The 19954-nt window shown below is 31.7% G+C and carries 18 protein-coding genes; 1 reads left to right on the forward strand and 17 read right to left on the reverse strand.

Features of this window, described 5'->3' with window-relative positions; translation table 11 throughout:
- Positions 1-7: 7 nt before the first annotated feature.
- From ACTNEP_RS09575 to ACTNEP_RS09600, 6 genes are all read right to left on the reverse strand, one after another.
- Complete coding sequence (locus ACTNEP_RS09575) at positions 8-715, reverse strand: GntR family transcriptional regulator (protein ID WP_441161681.1); 708 nt, start codon at positions 713-715, stop codon at positions 8-10.
- 329 nt (positions 716-1044) lie between these two features.
- On the reverse strand, positions 1045-1686 hold the full coding sequence (locus ACTNEP_RS09580; RefSeq protein WP_441161682.1) for a cysteine hydrolase family protein: 642 nt from the start codon (positions 1684-1686) through the stop codon (positions 1045-1047).
- A 19-nt stretch (positions 1687-1705) separates the two neighbouring features.
- Positions 1706-3061, reverse strand: coding sequence for a uracil-xanthine permease family protein (locus tag ACTNEP_RS09585; RefSeq protein ID WP_441161683.1), 1356 nt, complete (start codon positions 3059-3061; stop codon positions 1706-1708).
- Between the two features lie 47 nt (positions 3062-3108).
- Entirely contained in the window at positions 3109-3765 is a 657-nt protein-coding gene (locus ACTNEP_RS09590; protein WP_441161684.1) for a FadR/GntR family transcriptional regulator, read from the reverse strand.
- A gap of 230 nt (positions 3766-3995) precedes the next feature.
- Positions 3996-5159 (reverse strand): MFS transporter, encoded by a 1164-nt coding sequence (locus ACTNEP_RS09595; RefSeq protein ID WP_441161685.1) that lies wholly within the window; start codon positions 5157-5159, stop codon positions 3996-3998.
- Positions 5160-5323: 164 nt separating this feature from the next.
- Positions 5324-5506 (reverse strand): Spo0E family sporulation regulatory protein-aspartic acid phosphatase, encoded by a 183-nt coding sequence (locus tag ACTNEP_RS09600; RefSeq protein WP_441161686.1) that lies wholly within the window; start codon positions 5504-5506, stop codon positions 5324-5326.
- 189 nt (positions 5507-5695) lie between these two features.
- On the opposite strand from ACTNEP_RS09600, the gene ACTNEP_RS09605 reads away from it, so the two are divergent.
- Positions 5696-6094, forward strand: coding sequence for a helix-turn-helix domain-containing protein (locus ACTNEP_RS09605; RefSeq protein ID WP_441161687.1), 399 nt, complete (start codon positions 5696-5698; stop codon positions 6092-6094).
- Positions 6095-6193: 99 nt separating this feature from the next.
- Here ACTNEP_RS09605 and ACTNEP_RS09610 read toward each other — a convergent pair whose 3' ends face one another.
- From ACTNEP_RS09610 to ACTNEP_RS09660, 11 genes are all read right to left on the reverse strand, one after another.
- Positions 6194-7360, reverse strand: coding sequence for a nucleotide sugar dehydrogenase (locus ACTNEP_RS09610; protein WP_441161688.1), 1167 nt, complete (start codon positions 7358-7360; stop codon positions 6194-6196).
- Positions 7361-7373: 13 nt separating this feature from the next.
- Positions 7374-8102 (reverse strand): nucleotidyltransferase family protein, encoded by a 729-nt coding sequence (locus ACTNEP_RS09615; RefSeq protein WP_441161690.1) that lies wholly within the window; start codon positions 8100-8102, stop codon positions 7374-7376.
- A 51-nt stretch (positions 8103-8153) separates the two neighbouring features.
- A complete protein-coding gene (locus tag ACTNEP_RS09620) occupies positions 8154-9362 on the reverse strand; it encodes a GHMP family kinase ATP-binding protein (RefSeq protein ID WP_441161692.1) in 1209 nt (402 codons plus the stop codon).
- Positions 9363-9392: 30 nt separating this feature from the next.
- Positions 9393-10445 carry a GDP-mannose 4,6-dehydratase gene (locus ACTNEP_RS09625; RefSeq protein ID WP_441161693.1) on the reverse strand — a complete coding sequence of 351 codons (1053 nt, stop codon included), beginning with the start codon at positions 10443-10445 and terminating at the stop codon, positions 9393-9395.
- Between the two features lie 1084 nt (positions 10446-11529).
- Positions 11530-12405: a UDP-N-acetylmuramate dehydrogenase gene (murB, locus tag ACTNEP_RS09630; RefSeq protein WP_441161695.1), complete on the reverse strand. Its 876-nt coding sequence runs from the start codon at positions 12403-12405 to the stop codon at positions 11530-11532.
- Between the two features lie 34 nt (positions 12406-12439).
- Positions 12440-13783, reverse strand: a complete 1344-nt coding sequence (locus ACTNEP_RS09635; RefSeq protein WP_441161696.1) for a UDP-N-acetylglucosamine 1-carboxyvinyltransferase — start codon at positions 13781-13783, stop codon at positions 12440-12442.
- A gap of 26 nt (positions 13784-13809) precedes the next feature.
- Positions 13810-15114: an oligosaccharide flippase family protein gene (locus ACTNEP_RS09640; RefSeq protein ID WP_441161697.1), complete on the reverse strand. Its 1305-nt coding sequence runs from the start codon at positions 15112-15114 to the stop codon at positions 13810-13812.
- An 11-nt stretch (positions 15115-15125) separates the two neighbouring features.
- The gene (locus ACTNEP_RS09645) at positions 15126-16334 is read right to left on the reverse strand and encodes a glycosyltransferase (protein ID WP_441161698.1); all 1209 of its coding nucleotides are present in this window, start codon (positions 16332-16334) and stop codon (positions 15126-15128) included.
- A 77-nt stretch (positions 16335-16411) separates the two neighbouring features.
- Entirely contained in the window at positions 16412-17566 is a 1155-nt protein-coding gene (locus tag ACTNEP_RS09650; RefSeq protein WP_441161700.1) for an O-antigen ligase family protein, read from the reverse strand.
- A gap of 187 nt (positions 17567-17753) precedes the next feature.
- A complete protein-coding gene (locus tag ACTNEP_RS09655) occupies positions 17754-18653 on the reverse strand; it encodes an ATP-grasp fold amidoligase family protein (protein ID WP_441161701.1) in 900 nt (299 codons plus the stop codon).
- Between the two features lie 58 nt (positions 18654-18711).
- A complete protein-coding gene (locus ACTNEP_RS09660; protein WP_441161702.1) occupies positions 18712-19941 on the reverse strand; it encodes a glycosyltransferase in 1230 nt (409 codons plus the stop codon).
- Between the last annotated feature and the right edge of the window lie 13 nt (positions 19942-19954).

Raw genomic sequence — 19954 nt, forward strand, 5'->3', positions numbered from 1 at the left:
TCCCCCTCTATTCTTTGTTCACATCTTGAAAAATACCTTCTATTACAGTTTTTCTTGTATCTATAAAATGAATATTTAATGCTTCATCAATTTTCTTTGCATCACCGTTTTTAATAGCCACTACAATATCTTCATGTTTCTTAATTAAAAACTCGATTTGATCTTTTTCCATGGTTAATCTTTTCTCAGTAGCAATAAGAAGAGCAGTAGTAACTATATTTTTGATTCCTTTCCATACATGGAGAAACCTTGTATGGTTGCTTGCTTTTATAATTGCTTCATGGAAAGCAATATCCTGAATAGAAAATTCCAAAAAGTCATTACTAATGGAAGAAATTCTCATTTTTTCTAGTGTATAGTTCAGAAAAGCAAACAGAGAATCGTTATCTTGTTTTGAACATGTCTTCATACAAAAGCCTTCTAATAAGAATCTAACATCATTAATCTCTTCCATATCTTTTTTCGTTAATCCAATAATTACTGCTCCCATTCGTTCTAAACGAACTAACCCCTCATTTTGAAGGATACGTAAGGCTTCTCTTGCCGGCGATCTACTGATATCATATTTCTTCGCTATACTATTCTCTGAAATCGTAAAGCCTTGTGCTAACTCACCAGAGATTATTTCAAATCTCATAATATTTGCTACTTCTTCTCCTTTAGAAGAAGAAGGTAAACGGTCAACTGGGAAATTAATTTCAAACACCTCTTCCATACGTTGTATACAACATATGTAAAGAATACCATGTATACTTTTTATTGTAAACGATTTCTTTTCTTTTTTAATATTTGGTGTATGGATTATTACAATACCAAACAAGTAAGGTTGTATGGAGGCAAAGAATATTGAGAAGACAAATTCAATTAGATGGAGTTTATTTCCTATGCGTCATTTTCAATCAAAACGATTAACCCGCTCCCATATTTTTATGTTGTGTTAAATCTAAAAGCACTCTTCTCATAAGAAAGGAAGCAAGAACAGTTCCCTTGCTTCCCTTTTATTACTTCTTTTAATGACGCTGGTTCTAACGGCGGTTACTTACTTTATTTCTGAATTTTTATTTTTTCGATAACTTCGCTTGTTGTTGCAACTTGACCAAACTCATAGGCGATTGTTGTTAACGTCGCACGTTGTATTTCCTCTGCAGACACAGGACCAAAGCCCATATCTGGATAGTCCATTGCAGCATTCCCATCACTCAAAAAGATAACCTTATATTCTCGATGTGCTGCGTCTCTTACAGTTGTTTCACAGCATACATTAGTGACAGTACCACATACAATAATCGTATTGATATCTTTTGTCCTTAAAATGGTATCTAAATCTGTATCATGAAACCCACTATAAAATAATTTATCGACAATGATATCATTTTCTTCTGGTTTTAAATCTTCAATAACTTCTACTTGATCTGTTCCTCTAGCAAGTATTTCATCTACATTTGGATACATTTCCTTCATAATACCCGTATCTGATCCATCCCCTCTCACTATATGTCGTAGATATATCACAGGCATTTCTGCTTGACGAGCTAGACTTGTTAATTCTTGTATATTTGGTATTATTTCTTTTGTGTTTTTTACATATAAGGCACCATCTGGCTCACAGAAGACTTTTTGCATATCCACTACAATTACGGCTGTTCTATTTACATCTATATTCCAATTTATCATTTGTTGTTTCATTTTATATATCTCCTCTCTATTATCCTACTTGCTTCATTACTTCTTTTTTAGGTTTTTTTGTTGCAAACTGTTCTATTTTTGGTCTTAAGATAATATTTACTGTTGTATTTAGGAATACTAGCAATATTAATCCGACAAGCATAGGCTCTGTAACAATACTCTGTATTGCAAATGGAAGATTTTCTGTAATATTTTCAGGTAAATATAAGGTACCTAACGATAAGATGAAGGATGTTGCCGCAACTGTCATATTCAAATCATCCCATTTCACTTTACTTAGCATCTGAATACCACTCAGTGCAATCACCCCAAACAGAATGGTAGATGCTCCAGACAGAATAGTTCCTGGGATACTTGCAATTAGAATACCAATTTTCGGAATTAAACCAATGATTATCGACACTATACCAGCTGTTAGAGTCACATAACGGCTACCTATACCGGTAACACGGATAATCCCTATATTTTCAGGATAAGAAGTAGTACCTAATCCTCCAAAAATAGAACCGATCGTACATCCTAAAAACTCCCCAAATAGTCCACGATTCGCACGTTCCTTACTAATAGTTTGCTTGCTCCAACTTCCTAATAAGTTATACATGCCTATTGATTCCGCTGAAGCATGTAAAAATGCAATCAGAAACATTCCTACTGCTGCCATGGATACAGAAAATCCAAATGGAAAAATATTTGGTATGCCCACCCAGGATGCTCCTGCAACCCCACTCATATCAATTGGTTGAAGGATCGAATAGAATATTGTACCAACAATAATACCTATTAGGACCGAAGCTCTCCGAAATAATGTATTCCCCCCCAAAACCATTAACATAATTATAGCTAACACGGTTATTAAAGCTGCCAGAAAATTTACTCCTGGAGAATCATTCGAAAACCAGCCACTTAAGCCAAGCTCGGCTAATTGGGCACCAATGATGACTAATAAAGTTCCATAAACAATTGGTGGGGAAACAAACTTCACAATATAAGCCATTAACCCAAAACGTTTAATTGGGATGGAAAGTAGCATAAATATTATACCTGCAATCATCATTGAACCGAATGCAGCCCCTAAGCCTTGCGCTTGTCCAACAGACAATATAATTGCAAAAAATACTGCTGTAGGACCTTGTACTACAGGTAGCCTTAGCATTCTCCCTGACTGCAAAATCGTTACGATCCCCGTAGTAATAAAACATGCTTGTATTAGATAACCAACCACACTTGTTTCAAGATCCATGGCTTGTCCAATTAGTACTGGAAACAGAAAGATTCCTGTTAATCCTAAAAGATGTTGTATCCCATATAATACCGTTTGACTTCCCTTTAATTTATCCTCTATACCTACCTGTAACGTTTCTTGATTATCCTGCATCTAATTCCTCCTTGGGTGACTTAAACATATATTCATCTGATGTTTTATTACATCATTTTTATATTAGCTTCTGTCCAAAATTTAGCATCTTCCACATTTTGGTTTTGTATAGCAATATAAATATTATTATGGAAACTTGTGTTATCATTATAACTTGCGTCCAAAATCAAACTACTTAACATTTGATGGATTTCCCCTACGAGTGTCTGATACATGTTTATCATTAATTCATTATGAGACGCATAACATATAGCCAAATGAAAATCAATATCGGCATTCACATAACTAGAATATTGCCCTTTTTTAAGAAATTCACATCTTAGATCCAAACATTCCTTTATTTTATGCAACTCTCCCTCTGTTCGATGAATTGCTGCTAGACCTGCAAGTTTAATTTCTAACATATTTCTTACTTCTATAATATCTTGCTTTTTTGCCCCTTTTACTTTACTCTGAAATGTTTCAATAGGTAGGGCTATAACATAAGTTCCATCCCCTTGTCTTACTTCCAAAACGCTTGCGTGTACTAAAATTTTGACTGCTTCTCTAACTGTAGATCGTCCTACATCAAACATCTGCATTAATTCTGTTTCAGTTGGAAGTTTCTGACCGATAGAATACTTTCCAGATTGTATAATAGACTGTAAATTTTTTAATACTTGATCAACAAGTCTCCTTCTTTGGACCTTGTATGCTTCCTGCAATAGATTCACCTCTTGTTTATGAAAATCATTGAAAATACATCATATGTTTAATTGAATTCTAGTTGTTATTTGTTTAGATATGAAGCAAATTGTAAAATAATATAACAGACAATTTTCATCCATCGTTTTCTTGTCGTTTCAGTAACGTAATCCTAAAAAAAGCACTTGTTGCAAAAGAGAGTATTCCCTTTGCAACAAGTGCTTTTCTTTAAAACTAGATTTATATTATTTTATGGTAAACGAGTAGCAAGTACTAAGCTAACTCCCAACATACAAGCAAACACGATAAAAGGCAATGTTATGGTGCCAATACTCATCAACAAGGCCGTTAAAATTGGGCCAATGCTTGCTCCTACGAACAAAATAAAGGTATACACAGATGTAACGATTCCTTTATTCTTTCCACTTAAATTTCCTACTAATGTAATTAAAGTTGGTACGATTAATGAAATCCCGCCAACAAAAAATATACTAAAAGCGACAATTAGGTAAAGGTTGTTGCTAACTCCTAATACAAGTAAGCTTATAATTGACACAGAAAGACTTATTTTAAGTAGTCGAGTTAGCCCCATTTTTTTAGACACCAATCCGGAAAACGGTGAAAATAGAATACCAATTATGCCTAGCGCCCTTACGACAAAAACGTTTTTCTGATTAAAGTCAAAATTCAGGGTCAAATATTCCCCTAAAGCCGCGTACATACCAACAAATGCCATTAAAATCGTTACAGCAATACAATAAATAACATTGATTTTCTTACTTTGGAATGGAACAGATAATTTATTTAAAAAAGTAGTTTTTATTCTCTCCCTTTTTACAGGAACATCTTTTGGCAAAAAAACTAATAAGATAACTGCCAAGAAATAAATACCTCCAAAAAGATAGAATACAGAACGCCAACCAATGTGTATATTGATAGTACTACTTATTAGTTGTCCTATAATTCCTGCTAATAGAAAGCCAAAGCTTATAATTCCTATTGTAGTGCGTCTTTTTTCCACAGGAAATAGGATGCCGACATACGTCAACGCCACTGGAGAGAATGTAGCTGCGAAACCTCCTTGTACTGCTCGTAAAAATAAAAAAGAAGCGTAACTTGCTGAGAAACCAGTAAGGATTGTAGCAATACTCATACCTATCATTCCGAGAAGCATTACTAATCTCATTCCAATTTTCTCAGATAGAATCCCTACTATCAAACAACCCAAAGAAAAGAATATAGAAAACATACTCCCTGCCCATGCTGCTTGTTCGGTTGTAATATTGAATTCTATCTCAAGGCTTTTAGAGAGTGGTATGGTCATATATAAAGAGGATAATATGCTTAAGCCACCAAAAAATAAGATAAAAGTTGATATATTAATCTGATATATATTTTCTAATTTAATCATCATTGTTTCCTTTCCCAAACATAATTAATAAACATATGATGTATCCAGGTAATCCTATTTAATCATGTTTTAGAAAGCTAATAATATGATATATTAATTTGATTGATTTTTCAAATTAGTTTCTATCTATTTAAAATGTTATTAAATTACCAATTCTATGAGATAACTTATGTATCCCTTAACATTTTTTGATAAATTTCTATTTGCTCATCTAATAATTCACTATATTCAATTGTAGAAGGTGCTGTTAAGCCATCTCGAAAACCTATAGCTACTAATTTTTTTCTCATTATTTCAATTTGTTTTAATAACAATACTGCGTTTGTATCATCATTACTTTCCTTAGCCATAGATTCTTGATTTCCCCCTTGTCCCTTAAAACAACGTAAATGTATGAATAATCGTTGCCTACATCTTCATTCTAATAATATTATATACAACAATATGTTGTTTGTAAATATAACCAATGACTTTTTGTTGTTTATGAGATACTCATACAAGTTTCCGTTGTATAATGCATCCAAGAAAGGGAGTTTCTTATGTTAATATTCCGAGAAAGATTAAGAAGTTTAAGAGAAGAAAAAGAATTAATGCAAGAGGATATTGCATCAAAGTTAAATATTTCAACAAGTGCTTATGGATATTATGAACAGGGAAGAAATGAACCATCGCTCGAAACTGTAAAAAAATTAGCTGAAATATTTGACGTAACTGCTGATTATTTACTAGGTTTAATTGATACTAAACAACACCCTATCCAATTGTCGGAGGACTTAGTTTTAACAAAAGATGATATTAAAACGATTCATCTTATGAAGAAAGCAAATCTTTTGGAGCAAGTTAATGCTGATCCAGACAATAACATTCGAAGAATCCAACAAATTTGGGATATTATAAGAGATGAAATTAATCAAGAAAAAAAGAATTTTTCTAACTAAAACTAAAAAATCTCCACCTTCAACCTTCGAAGATGGAGATTTTTCATGTATTAGGTGATTTAAATAAAGTTCATAAGCAATCTGCGATAGAGTTAACAATCAATCCCTACTAAACAAATCCCTCGTATAGACCTTCTCGCGTACATCTTTCAGGTCATCCGTCAATCGATTAGCTACGATCACATCTGAGATCTCTTTAAACTCATCAAAATCCTTCACTACTCGTGAACCGTTAAACTCTTCTTCCTCCAACACTGGTTCATAGATAACAATTTCAATACCTTTTGCTCTAATACGCTTCATCACACCTTGGATGGCAGATTGTCTGAAGTTATCAGAGTCAGTCTTCATTGTAAGACGATAGATGCCAACCACTTTTGGATTCTTCGCAAGAATGCTGTCTGCAATGTGATCCTTTCGAGTTCTGTTAGCATCAACAATTGCTCCGATAATATTATTCGGTACATCCTGATAATTGGCTAATAATTGCTTTGTATCCTTCGGTAAGCAATAACCACCATAACCAAAGGAAGGGTTATTATAGTGAGTACCAATACGAGGGTCAAGCCCTACACCTTCAATAATTTGCTTCGCATTCAAGCCACGGATCTCTGCATATGTATCCAACTCATTGAAAAAGGCAACACGCATTGCTAAATACGTATTGGCAAATAACTTGATTGCCTCCGCTTCTGTTGAATCAGTAAAGAGAATATCAATATCCTCTTTAATTGCACCTTCTGCTAAAAGATTAGCAAATACTTTCGCACGTTCTGATCTTTCCCCAACAACAATTCGTGATGGATACAGGTTATCATATAATGCCTGTCCTTCACGTAAAAATTCAGGGGAGAAAATAATATTGTCTGTATTATATTTCTCACGTACTTCTAATGTATATCCAACTGGGATCGTGGATTTAATCACCATTACTGCATCTGGATTAATTTCCAATACCGTCTCAATCACATTCTCCACTGTGCTCGTGTCGAAATAATTACGATCAGGATCATAATTGGTTGGTGTAGAGATAATGACATAATCGGCATTTTCATATGCTTTCTGAACATCTGTTGTAGCTACCAGATTTAAATCTTTTGTTTCTAAATAGGTTTCAATCTCTTTGTCGACAATTGGTGATTTCTTGTTGTTAATCAGGTCGACTTTCTCTTCCATAATGTCAAGTGCCACTACTTCGTTATGCTGGGCTAATAAAACAGCATTCGATAATCCGACATAGCCTGTCCCTGCTACTGTTATTTTCATTTCTTATTCACCTCTAAAATAATTCTTGTACTTTATTATAACTATCAATGGTACCAATATCATATCGTAAGCCTTCAAATTTAAATGCGTATACTTTTTTATGCTGAATCAACCATGGAATAAAGTTCCCAGGTGCATCAGGATTATTCCCTTCCGCTAAATATTGCTTAAATAAAGGTAGTGTGTCTGCCTTGTATAAATAAAAAGGTGGTACAGCTAAATTCGACTTCGGTTCTTCTGGTTTCTCTTCAAATGAAATGACCATGCTATCCTCATTTACTTCGACAATGCCAGTTCGTTTCATTTCTTCAGGGTCATCTAACTCATGTGTTGTGATGCTGTCTGCCTTCACCTCTTGATAAAAATGAACAAAGTCCACTAATTCAAAATCAAAAAGATTATCACCAGCTAAAACCATGATATCTTCCTCAATATGATGGTGATCCAATACATACTGGATATCAGCAATAGCACCTAATCGATTGTCATTGGTTGTTGTATGGTCATTCACAACAATTATTTGTTTATCTCCTTGATAGCTTGCAGCCCAGTCTTGAAAACTTGGAGTGAATTTCTCATTTGTAACAATATATACTTCGTCTAATAGCTCGACTTTTTCGACCTTTTCCATAATATGATTTAAAATTGGTCTCCCTGCAACTTCTAATAAAGGTTTCGCTTTATTTCTTGTCAAAGGGTATAACCTCGTTGCATAGCCCGCAGCCAGGATAATACATTTCATCTTGTTCCCTCCAAAATGCTCCGAACAGACCATTAAAGGACTGTCCTATTTTTATTTGAGGACAACTCCCCTGTTACCCTGCCCTATCAAACGTGATCCATGACTCGTTTTACAGAAGTGTACTTTGTATACGTCTTTGTAAGCTGGATGTTTCACTGGATATACAGCATCAATCTGTGCTTTGATTCGTTCTTTATATGCTGGATCGATTAATCCAATACAACAACCTCTGTAACCAGCACCACTGAAACGAGCACCATATACCCCTTCTGTTTCTTTTAGCACTTCATAAATAGTAATTAACTCCGGACAGCCTGATTCATATTGGTGAATAGAGCTCTCTCCTGATGCAAACATTAGCTTGCCAAACTGTTCAATATTTCCTTGTTCCCATGCTTCAATGCCTTGACGTACACGTTCCTGTTCGGTAAAAAAGTGATCCAGTCGCTTACGGAATTTTCCTGGTACTTGTTCACGGTATGTACGATAATGCTCTTCTGAAATATTTCGGAGCTTCACATCCTGTAGTGCTAACCGTTCAAGACCTGCGAGTTCTTCTATAATCCAGCCAGCAACCTTACATTCATCCACACGGTTATTATAGTCTGTACCTATTAATGCCTTACTTACTCCAGAATATACGATGACTACTTCAAAATCCACCATATCAGGTGACTTGTCTACTAAATAATGCTCACTTGTTTGACAGTCCATCACCAATAATCGATTATCTTCACTCAAAATATTAGCCGATTGATCAAGAATACCATTCTTTAAGCCGATAAATTCGGTTTCCACCCAGTGGCTGTAGGAAACTAATTGTTCCTTAGAAATATCTAGATTATTTACTTCTGCTAAAGCCATTAAATAAGCTGTCGTAACTGCTGCAGAAGAGCTTAATCCACCAATTGGCAATTTCCCACTAATCACTGCTTGAAACCCGAACGTTAATTTTTGATCCTGCTGCAGAGAAAGAACGGCACCCCGAATATAATTCCCCCAAAAGCCTGGTAACATCTCAGGTACTCGATCAATATGAAAATATTCCTCATCTGGAAAGTCCATACTGCTAATACGAATATAACCGTCTTCCGAAGGTGCGAATACCAACTCTACATTTGCATCCAATGCCATACCTGTGACAATGCCATCTTGATGATCTACATGTGCTCCCAACGGACAAATTCTTAATGGCGAACGAATAAGTTGCGTTTCCTTTTCACCGTAAAAGTGTGTAAATGTATCAAAAAGCTTCTGCATTAGTAGATACCCCTCACTTCTGATTACTAATTAGCTATTTTGTTTCTGTAGCTTATCTTCAACCAAGTTGTAATATCGTACATACCAATCAGCAAACTTTTGTAGGCCTTCTTCAATTGGTGTTTGTGGTTTGAAGCCAACTGCTTGGTGTAAACGATCCGTTGATGCATATGTTCTGGGAACATCTCCAGGTTTAATTGGTTCAAACACTTTGTCGAACTCAACTTTTTTACCAAGTGCATTACTTAGGGCTTTCTCTAAAGACGTAATAAAATGCATTAATTTCTCTGGATTACTATTGCCGATATTGAATACCTCGTGTTGAACCTCCCCCTCTGGTGTTCTTGGAATTACCTTTACTATTCCTTCGACAATATCATCAATATATGTAAAGTCACGGTATAAATCATTTTCAAAATCACCATTATTAAAGATTTTAATTGGCTCGCCAGCAAAGTATTTATCGGCAAAACCGAAATAGGCCATATCTGGTCTGCCCATTGGTCCATAGACTGTAAAGAACCGTAAACCTGTTGTAGGGATATTGTAAAGGTGACTATATGTATGTGCCATTAATTCGTTGGATTTCTTGGTGGATGCATATAATGATACAGGATGATCAACAAAATCTGTCTCCTCAAACGGAACTTTCTTATTAGCACCATAAACGGAACTAGACGAAGAGTAAATTAAATGTTCTACTGGATGATGTCGACAAGCTTCCAAAATATTATAAAACCCTATCACATTACTTTGAATATACACATCAGGATTTTCAAGTGAATAACGCACCCCTGCTTGTGCTGCAAGGTTTACTACCACATTTGGACGATATTGTGTAAAAAGATCATCAATTATCGTTTTATCCGAAATATCTGCTTTGATAAACGTGAAATTCTCATAATGCTCTAAGCCTTCTAAACGAGTATACTTTAAGTTTACGTCATAATAATCATTCAAATTGTCAATTCCGATAACTTTACAACCTTGGTCTAATAGCTTTTTAGAAAGATAGTATCCTATAAAACCAGCTGTACCTGTAACGAAATAGGTTTTGTCCGTTCCTAATACTTTTTTACTCAATTTACCATAACTCCTTTTTATCCAATATTATTTGTTACTACCTCCACGTCTCTTTCAAAAATTTCTGTATTTATGAGATAGGCCAAGTTACCTTATGAGAAAAAGTGGGCATCTTGTAATCGTAATCAAGCTTCTTGATCTGAAGTCTATAGTTTTCTCAAAACTTTTTTCCTTCACTATAAAACCTTCTATTTTCTCAATGAGTTTTATTCGGAAACTAAGTATGAATATCTAACAAATTTTTTTATCAATATCTAACTCAGCAAATCATTGATAGTGGGTTGACAAAGCTACTTTTAATATTGAAATACCGGATTTTATTCATGTTTTATTTATGAATCTTAAGCGTCTTATAATCATAGATTGAATATTTAGATTTTCTTGTTAAACTAAGGCAGAAAGTGTAGACATACTACTTCTTGTTTATCCTCCATCACGAAAGAACTAGCCTCATTCCCACTTGTTACAGTTCATTAATAATAGATGTAAAGGATAAAACACTGATCTAGTAAGATACTATAGTTTAAAATTAGGGTATTTTATTCGGAAGTTCTAAAAAATTTAATAGCAAGAAGTAAAAATGGATTAGAATTGATGAATATTAAGGCAAAGTTAATGCTATTAATTCCTCAAACCTCATTTTTCACCACGATCCGTTACATTGTTTAATTGCAACTGGTTATTTTTCCACTCTATTAGTCAATTAGTCATAAGTAAGCAAAAACACATTCAACATTTATCTTTGGTTAATGGTGAAGTAGTAAATGTGCAACCGTCACTTTACAGGTTCAAAAATAATATAATCGAACAAGGATCGTTCTAAGTTGTTTGAAAAGTTATATTAATTTTAAAAGGTTTGACATATCGTTTACGTTTTTTTATCAATCTCAAAACAGCCGTCCATTAATTGGTTGTTAATGTCTCAAAGCCAAAAAATTAAGTTTTTATTTCACTTTTAATTGGAGCTACAACCGGTAATACTTCATGTTTATTAGAAAATGCAATTCCTATGTAACCACATCTAACAATTGTAATATTATAGATGCTAAAATTGGAATATTCATTTTAGAAAAATATATTTTTACTATATCACTTTCCACTCTAACTCTAGATTTATTCCGAATTTTGATTTTACTTTTTCTTTAGCAAAATCTATTAAAAATATAATGTCCTCTGGTTTTGCATTCCCTGTATTAACAATAAAACCAGGATGTTTATCCGATATCATTGCTCCATTTCTTTTATACCCTCTTAGATCTAATTCATCAAATAATTTCCACACATAGAAATCAACACCATCTAATTTAGGTCTCTTAAAAACACTCCCTGCATTTGGATAATTTCTTGGTTGTTTTAGGTATCTTTTTTTCTTTATTTCAAGTAATTTTTCTAATGACTCAATATAATCCCCTTTCTCTGCTTTAAATACACAAGAAATTATAACAATATTGTTATTAGCCCATTTAGATTGTCTGCGGCCAAAATTATCTTTTTTTACTTTATCAGTTATAATTCTATTTTCTGTAATATTATAGTAAGTAACTTGTTCTGTAAGTTGACCAATAGTGTCTTCATAGGTTCCCGCATTCATTATAATAGCACCACCAACACTTCCAGGTACATCTTCAAGAAATTCGAATCCTTTAATGTTATTTTCAACAGCATACCAACTCAAACTAGCTAGTGTCGCACCTGTTTCTACAGTAATTTTATTATCCTTATGCTCTATTTTATCCATTAATTTAAAATTTACAAAGACATAGCTTTCATCATAATATTCTTTTGATAATAAGATATTAGATCCTCTACCAATAATAATAATTTTCCTTTCTTTATATTTTTGGTATATTTCTTTAATTCCATTTATATTAATTGGTAAAACCATTTCTGAAGCTACAGACTCAAGTTTAAGAGTATTGTATTGTTTTAAAGAACAGTTTTTTATTGACACATAATTCATATTCATTACTCCCATAAACTTTATTTTATATACATTAAGAAACTCTTTTAATATCTGCACCCAAACTATTGAAAAGTTCCACAAAATTTCCATAGCCACGTTCTAATTGATAAATATTAGTTATTTTTGATACCCCATTAGCAGCTAATCCTGCTACAGCAACTGCAGCCCCTCCTCTTATATCAGTTGCTTTTACTACTGCTGGGTACAGTTTATTTACGCCCTTAATTTTAGCTATTTGTCCTTTGGCTCCATTAACGCAATAAAAATCTGTATCATATATTTGAATATTAGCCCCCATTTTAACTAATTCAACGCAGTATTTAAATCTTCCATTTAATATAGTTTCCTTTACTGTCGATTCTCCATTAGCAAGTGCCATCATTAATGTATGAAGTGGCTGAATGTCCGTATGAAAGCCAGGATAAGCCTTTGTTTCAATACTTGTTGCATTGAGTAAACCTTCTTCACATCTTATACGTAATCCATTATTGTCCTGTTCGAATATTACACCAGATTGCCTCCATACACCGATTTCGGTTGCGAGTAAATTGCTATCAAAATTATTTAGATATACATCACCGTTAGTAATTGCAGTTGCAGCTATAACAGTTGCAGCTATAATCCTATCCGGCATAACAGAATAATCTGTACCTTTTAATTTCTCCGCCCCTTTTATATTAAGCGTTCTTTCGTCACTCCAAGCAATACTCGCACCCATTCTGTTTAAAAGATTAATAACATCTAATACTTCCGGATTACGAGCAGCATTTTTTATAGTAATCTGTGATTCTTTTAAACAAACTGAAGCGAATATTGCATTGAGGGTTCCTCCAAATGTTGGATAATAGAATTCTATTAAAGCTTCATTATTTGCCTTACCAGGCTTCAATAGTATTCCTTCATCCTCAATTACAGTATTTCCTAACGAACGAAGAGCATTTACATGCATATCATGTTTTCTATTCCCTAAATCGCATCCACCGGGCATTGGTAAGAAAATGTCAGTTTTCCTGTTGGCTGCTAAACCTAATAATAACAAAGAATGCCTTATTTTACCTGCTAAATCTGAATCCAATGATCCTCCTCTCCAGTTTACTCCAGAACATATGAGTACTTTTTCTTCTGTATTTACTTTTATACTTGCTCCCATGTTTTTAAGCAACTTAATAATCAATTTCACATCATTCAATTCTAAAGGTACATTTTGCAGCGTTACCTCCTCATCACTAAGACAGGCAGCAACAATCGCAGGTAATGCAGCATTTTTTGCACCTGATATTTCAGTTGTACCCTCTAATACATATCCCCCATTAATTTCTAAGTATGGTTCATCTACCAATACATTTTCAATATTACTAATTAAACTCTCTTTCATTTTAGGGCCTCCTTTTACAAATATGATTATTTCGCAATTATTTTATTTATTGATTTTTTTATAATTAGTAAATCGCCTTTGTTTAATATAAGTAAATCTTTTAATCGAACTCCAACCTTTTTAGCATATACTATCCCATACAAAATACCACCTAATGAATAACTTATTGTTGATGCCCATGCTGCTCCTTTTACTCCATAGTTAGGGATCCATAATAAATTAAGTAATATATTTAAGACGAGTGGCCCAATAAAAACTAATAGACCATAAAGTGGCTTACCTCTAGCTGCCATATCTGGATGCAAAATTTTTGAAATAACTATAATAAATACACCTGGCAACAGGATATTAATAACATCGGATGATTGCTGAAACTCATCCCCATAAAGTAGTGTAACAATATACTTTGATGTTATAATAAAAAATAAACATATAAACAATAATATTGGTAAAGTTATTCTAAGTATCTTTGCAGAACGGTTATGTGCCTCAAAATTCGTTTTACTATTAGCACTTCTTGCAAATAATACAATTGATATTGCTGCGGGTAATTGCCAAATTAATTCTGCTAAATTTGTTCCCACGGAATAAATGCCTACTTCTGTTGATGTAACCATTCTTTCTAAGAATATAATATCAATCTTATAATTAAGTGTTAGAATGAATAATGCTAAAGCAAAAGAGATACCTTTTTTAAATAGATTTTGTGGAATGGGCTTTATGTACTTTAATTTCATAACACTTATACTTCTTACTATTTTTATAAAGTATATTAAACCCACTAGTGCAACTAATAAAGTTACTGTAGATGCCCCAATAACACCTAAATCAAATATCCATACCAAAATTATTACTCCAAATAAGTTAAAAGCAAACGAAATTAGCTCTTTTAAATTTATATTACCTATTTTTTGTTTACCTTGAATAACACCGTTAAGATAAGAGGTTAGAAGTTTGATCGGTATATAAATCAATGCTATTAAAACAAGTATCCAACCATACTCTTGAAGTGATCCCATAGAATAATAACTTAAAACTATTCCAATAGATATTATAGATGTAAACAACCATAGGAATAAACTCGATGATAATACATCTTGTACAGAATATATCTTCCTTCCAATATAATATGCTGACGCTTGTCTAACTCCTAAATCAGCAATACTTATAACTATATTCGGGACTACAAATAATGCTGTAACAACCCCCTTTCCTTCAGGCCCCAATAACCTAGCTAGCAAGATTGATACAAAAAAGCTACCAAATAAAATTACCAGTTTTGTTCCAAAAGTTGTTATCACATAAAATCCTGTACTATTTTGTGTCCGCATATTAATTTAATTCACCTTTTTCTACTGACATCATTATCTTGCTTCACTTTTATTCTTATCGCGTTAATATAAAATTGAATATATTCTCTAATTATCTTAAATAACTTTGGATTATAATTTGGAGCAGTAGGTTGAGTACTCTTATATAAGTCTATAATTTTATTTTCCGCAAATTTAATATCATAAAATTCTTGTGTAAGTTGCTTTAATTTTTTTACATAACTTAAATTTGAATTACCTCGGCGTAAGTTAAGAATACAATTTTCTAGTTCGTCGTAAGAAATTATATCTTCTAAATTTCTACCCGAAAAATTATAAGTTCTTAAATTCTCAAATGTTCTCAAATTACAATGACTAATAGTATTCATTTCACTAACCACAAAACAAATTCTGCAGTTTAAAATACCGTCAATTACGCTTCTACCTTTACCAAAAACGATATGAGATTCCTTGATATAATCTAGAACATTATTTTTAAAACCATGTATAATGATAAAATTTTTATTATATTTTTCATTCAATTCATTTGCAAGATTGCTAATATTTTTGTAGTGTTTTCCATCACCTAAAATATCTAATTTCACATTTAAATTATTTTTATATAACTTTTCTGCCATTTTAATAATATATCTTAATGATTTAATATGATGATCTGACATACGAGAAATCATTAATAATTTTATTTCAGTATCATTTTTTGTTATGTATTTATAATGCTGACTATATTCGTCAATTGATATATTAGTATCCATCCGATTGCTTATTACTGTAATTTTATTGGTGTCATAACCATATTTAGATAATTCTAACTTATTCTCCTCGCTGTATACTAATAATTTTTCATCCTCTAATAGCTGAGCAGAAAACTTATCAATCTTACCACCAGGTATATTGTAAATGATTGGTATATTAATTAATGTAGATATAATTTTATGAAAATAACAATTCATCAATGTAGTTGTATGAATTATATCTGGCTTTTCTTTTTTAATTATATTTAGATATTTTAGTAATATAATAAAACTCTTAAATGGTTTTTTTATATGAAAGTTAGGTAATTCAACTAATTTAATATTATTTTGTTTATATTCTACAGGCTCATAGGTGAATTGACCTAATACAACTACATCTATATCATGCTTTTTTGAAATTTTTACATATTGTAGTAATGATTTCGGAGCACCACCACCAAACCCCGCGTTTTTATATAGTATTTTCAATATTAATTCACCTTCAATTTTCTAATTTCGATAATTTTCAGTCAAAATTTCCTTATTAAAAGAATTACTAAGGAGAGTTAAACAACTTTTTCTCTTTTATTAATCATATATAAATAGAATAAAGTGATACAAACATACATATAGTAAACTGAAAATATTGAATAACTTAACTGCAAAATAAGAAATCCTGTTATACAAAAAACACTAAATAAAGCTTTGTAACTATTATCTTTACAAATGTATAGCATGTAAAAACATATAATCATAATTATGATTACTACTATACTTCCTAAAATTACCCCAAAAGAAGTGAACAATTCTAAAAACATATTATGTGAATAGGTTCCATTATTTAAAACTCTATCATAACCTATTCCATACCCTAATGGATTCTCTCTTATAGCATTAATTGTCCTTATCCAAATAATTTCTCTTGCTGAGGATTCTGCAAGTTGTCCATTTATAATTGAGTTCAACGTTCTACTATGAATACCAATAAAATCAAGGAAACTAAGTGCTATATTTAATAAACGTTCATAAAAAGCAATTATTATTAAAAAAATAGAGAGCGTTAATATAGTAAAATTAATTTTATTGCGACTAAATGTAAACAGGCACCATAACAAGTAAGCTGTAATTATAATTATAGAACCCCTGTTACCAAATAGAACATAGTTGCATATTAATAATATTGTAAGAATAACATCTATTATTTTTTTTTCTTTAAATGCAAAATAGGTTACAACAGCCCAATTAATAATGGAACTGTAGGCTAAGGACATATAGTTTACGTCAACCATATATCCATCTGTAAAAGGTATAAGCAATGTTAATATTAAGACTGGATATGAAACGAGTCTCATGTATGTAAGTATTTTATAAGGATCTCTAATAAAAAGTAAAATCAATATAATAGGTAATACATTCAAAATAAATTCAGCAAAAATTTCCTGAATAAAAGAAAGATTACTGTAGTTCAATAATGAACTTAATAACATAACCGAAACAAATATAATTAGACCCAACAATATAAATTTATCAATTTTATTTATGTACAAAAGTAAGATAATTAAATAAATAGTGATTTTTAAAAAGGCAATTATATTATAATTTGTTAAAAAATCTATATTGAGACCCACATACGAAAAAAAGTTTATAATATGAGATAAAGAAAAAAACATGAATAAACCTAGTAAACCAAATATATCATTTTTATTATTTATATATTTCATAAAAATACCTCTCATTAATAGGAAGTAAAAGAAAATTCACCCTGAAATTTAAACTTAAAAGACTATGCTTTTATAGACTCTCTAACTCTCTCTGTTATGAGTAGTTATCCTCAATCTACCTTCATTATCTATATTGAACTCATTGCAACTATAGTAAATATACTATTTACTATACACACTAGACAATTTATTTTGGCAATTCCAACCAACTTCCAATTTCATAGTTAAAATCATCTGGTCTTATTCTTCCTAAACCATTTTGATGGTATAAGGTCATTTCACCAAATAAAATTTTTTCATTTATATAATAAAAATCGATCCTGACATGAGGTATATTTGCTGATATTTTTCTTGCTAGATCAATCATTTCCTCTAGCTTTTTTGGTTTTTTCACTTTGTATGATAGTTCTTTTGGATATGATATTTCTTGTTCCATAAGAGACCAATCCAAATCATATAGATTACGCCTAGTCTTATCTTTATTTGTAATACTAAAATCCACAGTTATAAATTTTGGTTCTCCATTAAAGCAGAAGAATCTATAGTCTCTTAATTCATCACCATCATCCTGCTCAATAAATTTTTCACAAATAATACGTGGCTTAACATTTTTATATGGCCATTCTCTACCTAGCCAATACCAATTCCTTTTCATCCATTTATTTAACTTGTTTTTAGTCTCTTTTATATTTAATTTTGTTTTATCTGTACAAATTATATTACCACCGGAACCATGCGTACACTTCAAAACAAATTTGTTTGGGAGCTTTTCCCAGTCTATTTCTTCTACACTTTCAAATATTCCTATCATGGGAACTAAATATTCTTCCCCAATATGTTCCTTAATAAATGAACGAACTGCAAACTTATCAACATATTGACTATAGATATTTTTTCTATCATGGAGCTTTAACCATTGAAGTTTTTCATTAAAAGTCTTTGGATTATTTAAATTAAGTTTTTGATTTGTTTCAGAATAATAAAACATTTTCAAGTAAATTTCATCTGGGATCCAATTTAAGTATTCTCTTCCACCCAAAAACCTGATGATTCTTTTAGGATTCTTTAAGATTTTTTTTCCTCTCATGCATCAAACCTCCTAAAAACTTATAAAACTTTTGCATTCCCTGATCTATTTTTAGTATTCAATATCCCATTGATTTTTTATATATTTTTTCAAGCTCACCATTAAGAACATCAATAGGAAATTCTCTTTTAACTTTCTTCATAGCCTGTTCGGTTATCTCATTTTGCTTTTCACTATTATCCATTACATATTTAATTTTTTCATATAAAGCATTTGAGTCCTTTTCGGGCACTAAATATCCAGTAACATTATCATCAATTAATTCAGGTATTCCACTATGAAAGGTGCTAATAACAGGTATTAACATAAGCATGGCTTCCTTTAATGCATTGGGAATTCCTTCTTGGTTACCATCTTTTGATGTAATACTTGGAGCTAAGAATAAATCTGCTGACCTTAGATATTCCATTACTTCTGTTTGATTCTTACGTCCAACTAACTTTATATTAGATTGGGCATTACTTTGTTTAATAAGTAACGATAACTCTTCTTTTAGACTTCCATCACCTATTATCGTGTATTTAATATTGTTTCTAGTTTCAAGTAAAGTAGCTACAGCCTCTATTGCATACTTTAATCCCTTTTTTTCTTCTAATCTTGCAGTTGATATAATATGAAAATAATCTTTATTTTCTTTTGAGTGGCTAACTGGCTTAAATTTGTTTATATCAATTCCTGAATAAAGAACTTTTATTTTATTTTCTGGACAGCCATTTTTTATTAATATATTTTTAAAATGTCTACAAACAGGCAAAAAGAGTTCTTCATTTGCAAATAACTGTTTATATCCAGGGTAATATTCTGCCAAAGCCCTAGTAATGTCAAAACCTCGGATCGAGGTTATTATTTTGCCATTAATAATTCCTAAATTCTTTAAAACCAGAGCTTCAACTCCTTGTGGACCGTATTGACAATGAATTATATCGTATTCTTTTCTTTCAGTAAAATTGATTAATGTGTATAAACACCTTAATGACAAAATACCTCGTCCATATTTCAAAAAATTCACAGTTTGAATTACACTATTTAAATTAGGAGTTTTTTTTAACAAAGCAGGAATAATTTTTAATACTCTCTTTAATTTATTATTGGGTATATCACCACCTAAGTAATATACTCTATCCATTAAATTATACTCTTCAATAGTTTTATGAATAACCTCAGTATCACCTTTATTAAAAGTAAGGATATCTATATTATGACCTTTATCTATTAGGCCTGTTATTTGATTTAGTATGAACGTTTCTGATATGATTGGAAATTTTGGAACTAGCATTGCTATTTTCATATTATCCATCCCT

It is taken from the genome of Gracilibacillus sp. HCP3S3_G5_2, assembly GCF_052063305.1.
GTDB lineage: Bacteria > Bacillota > Bacilli > Bacillales > Amphibacillaceae > Gracilibacillus.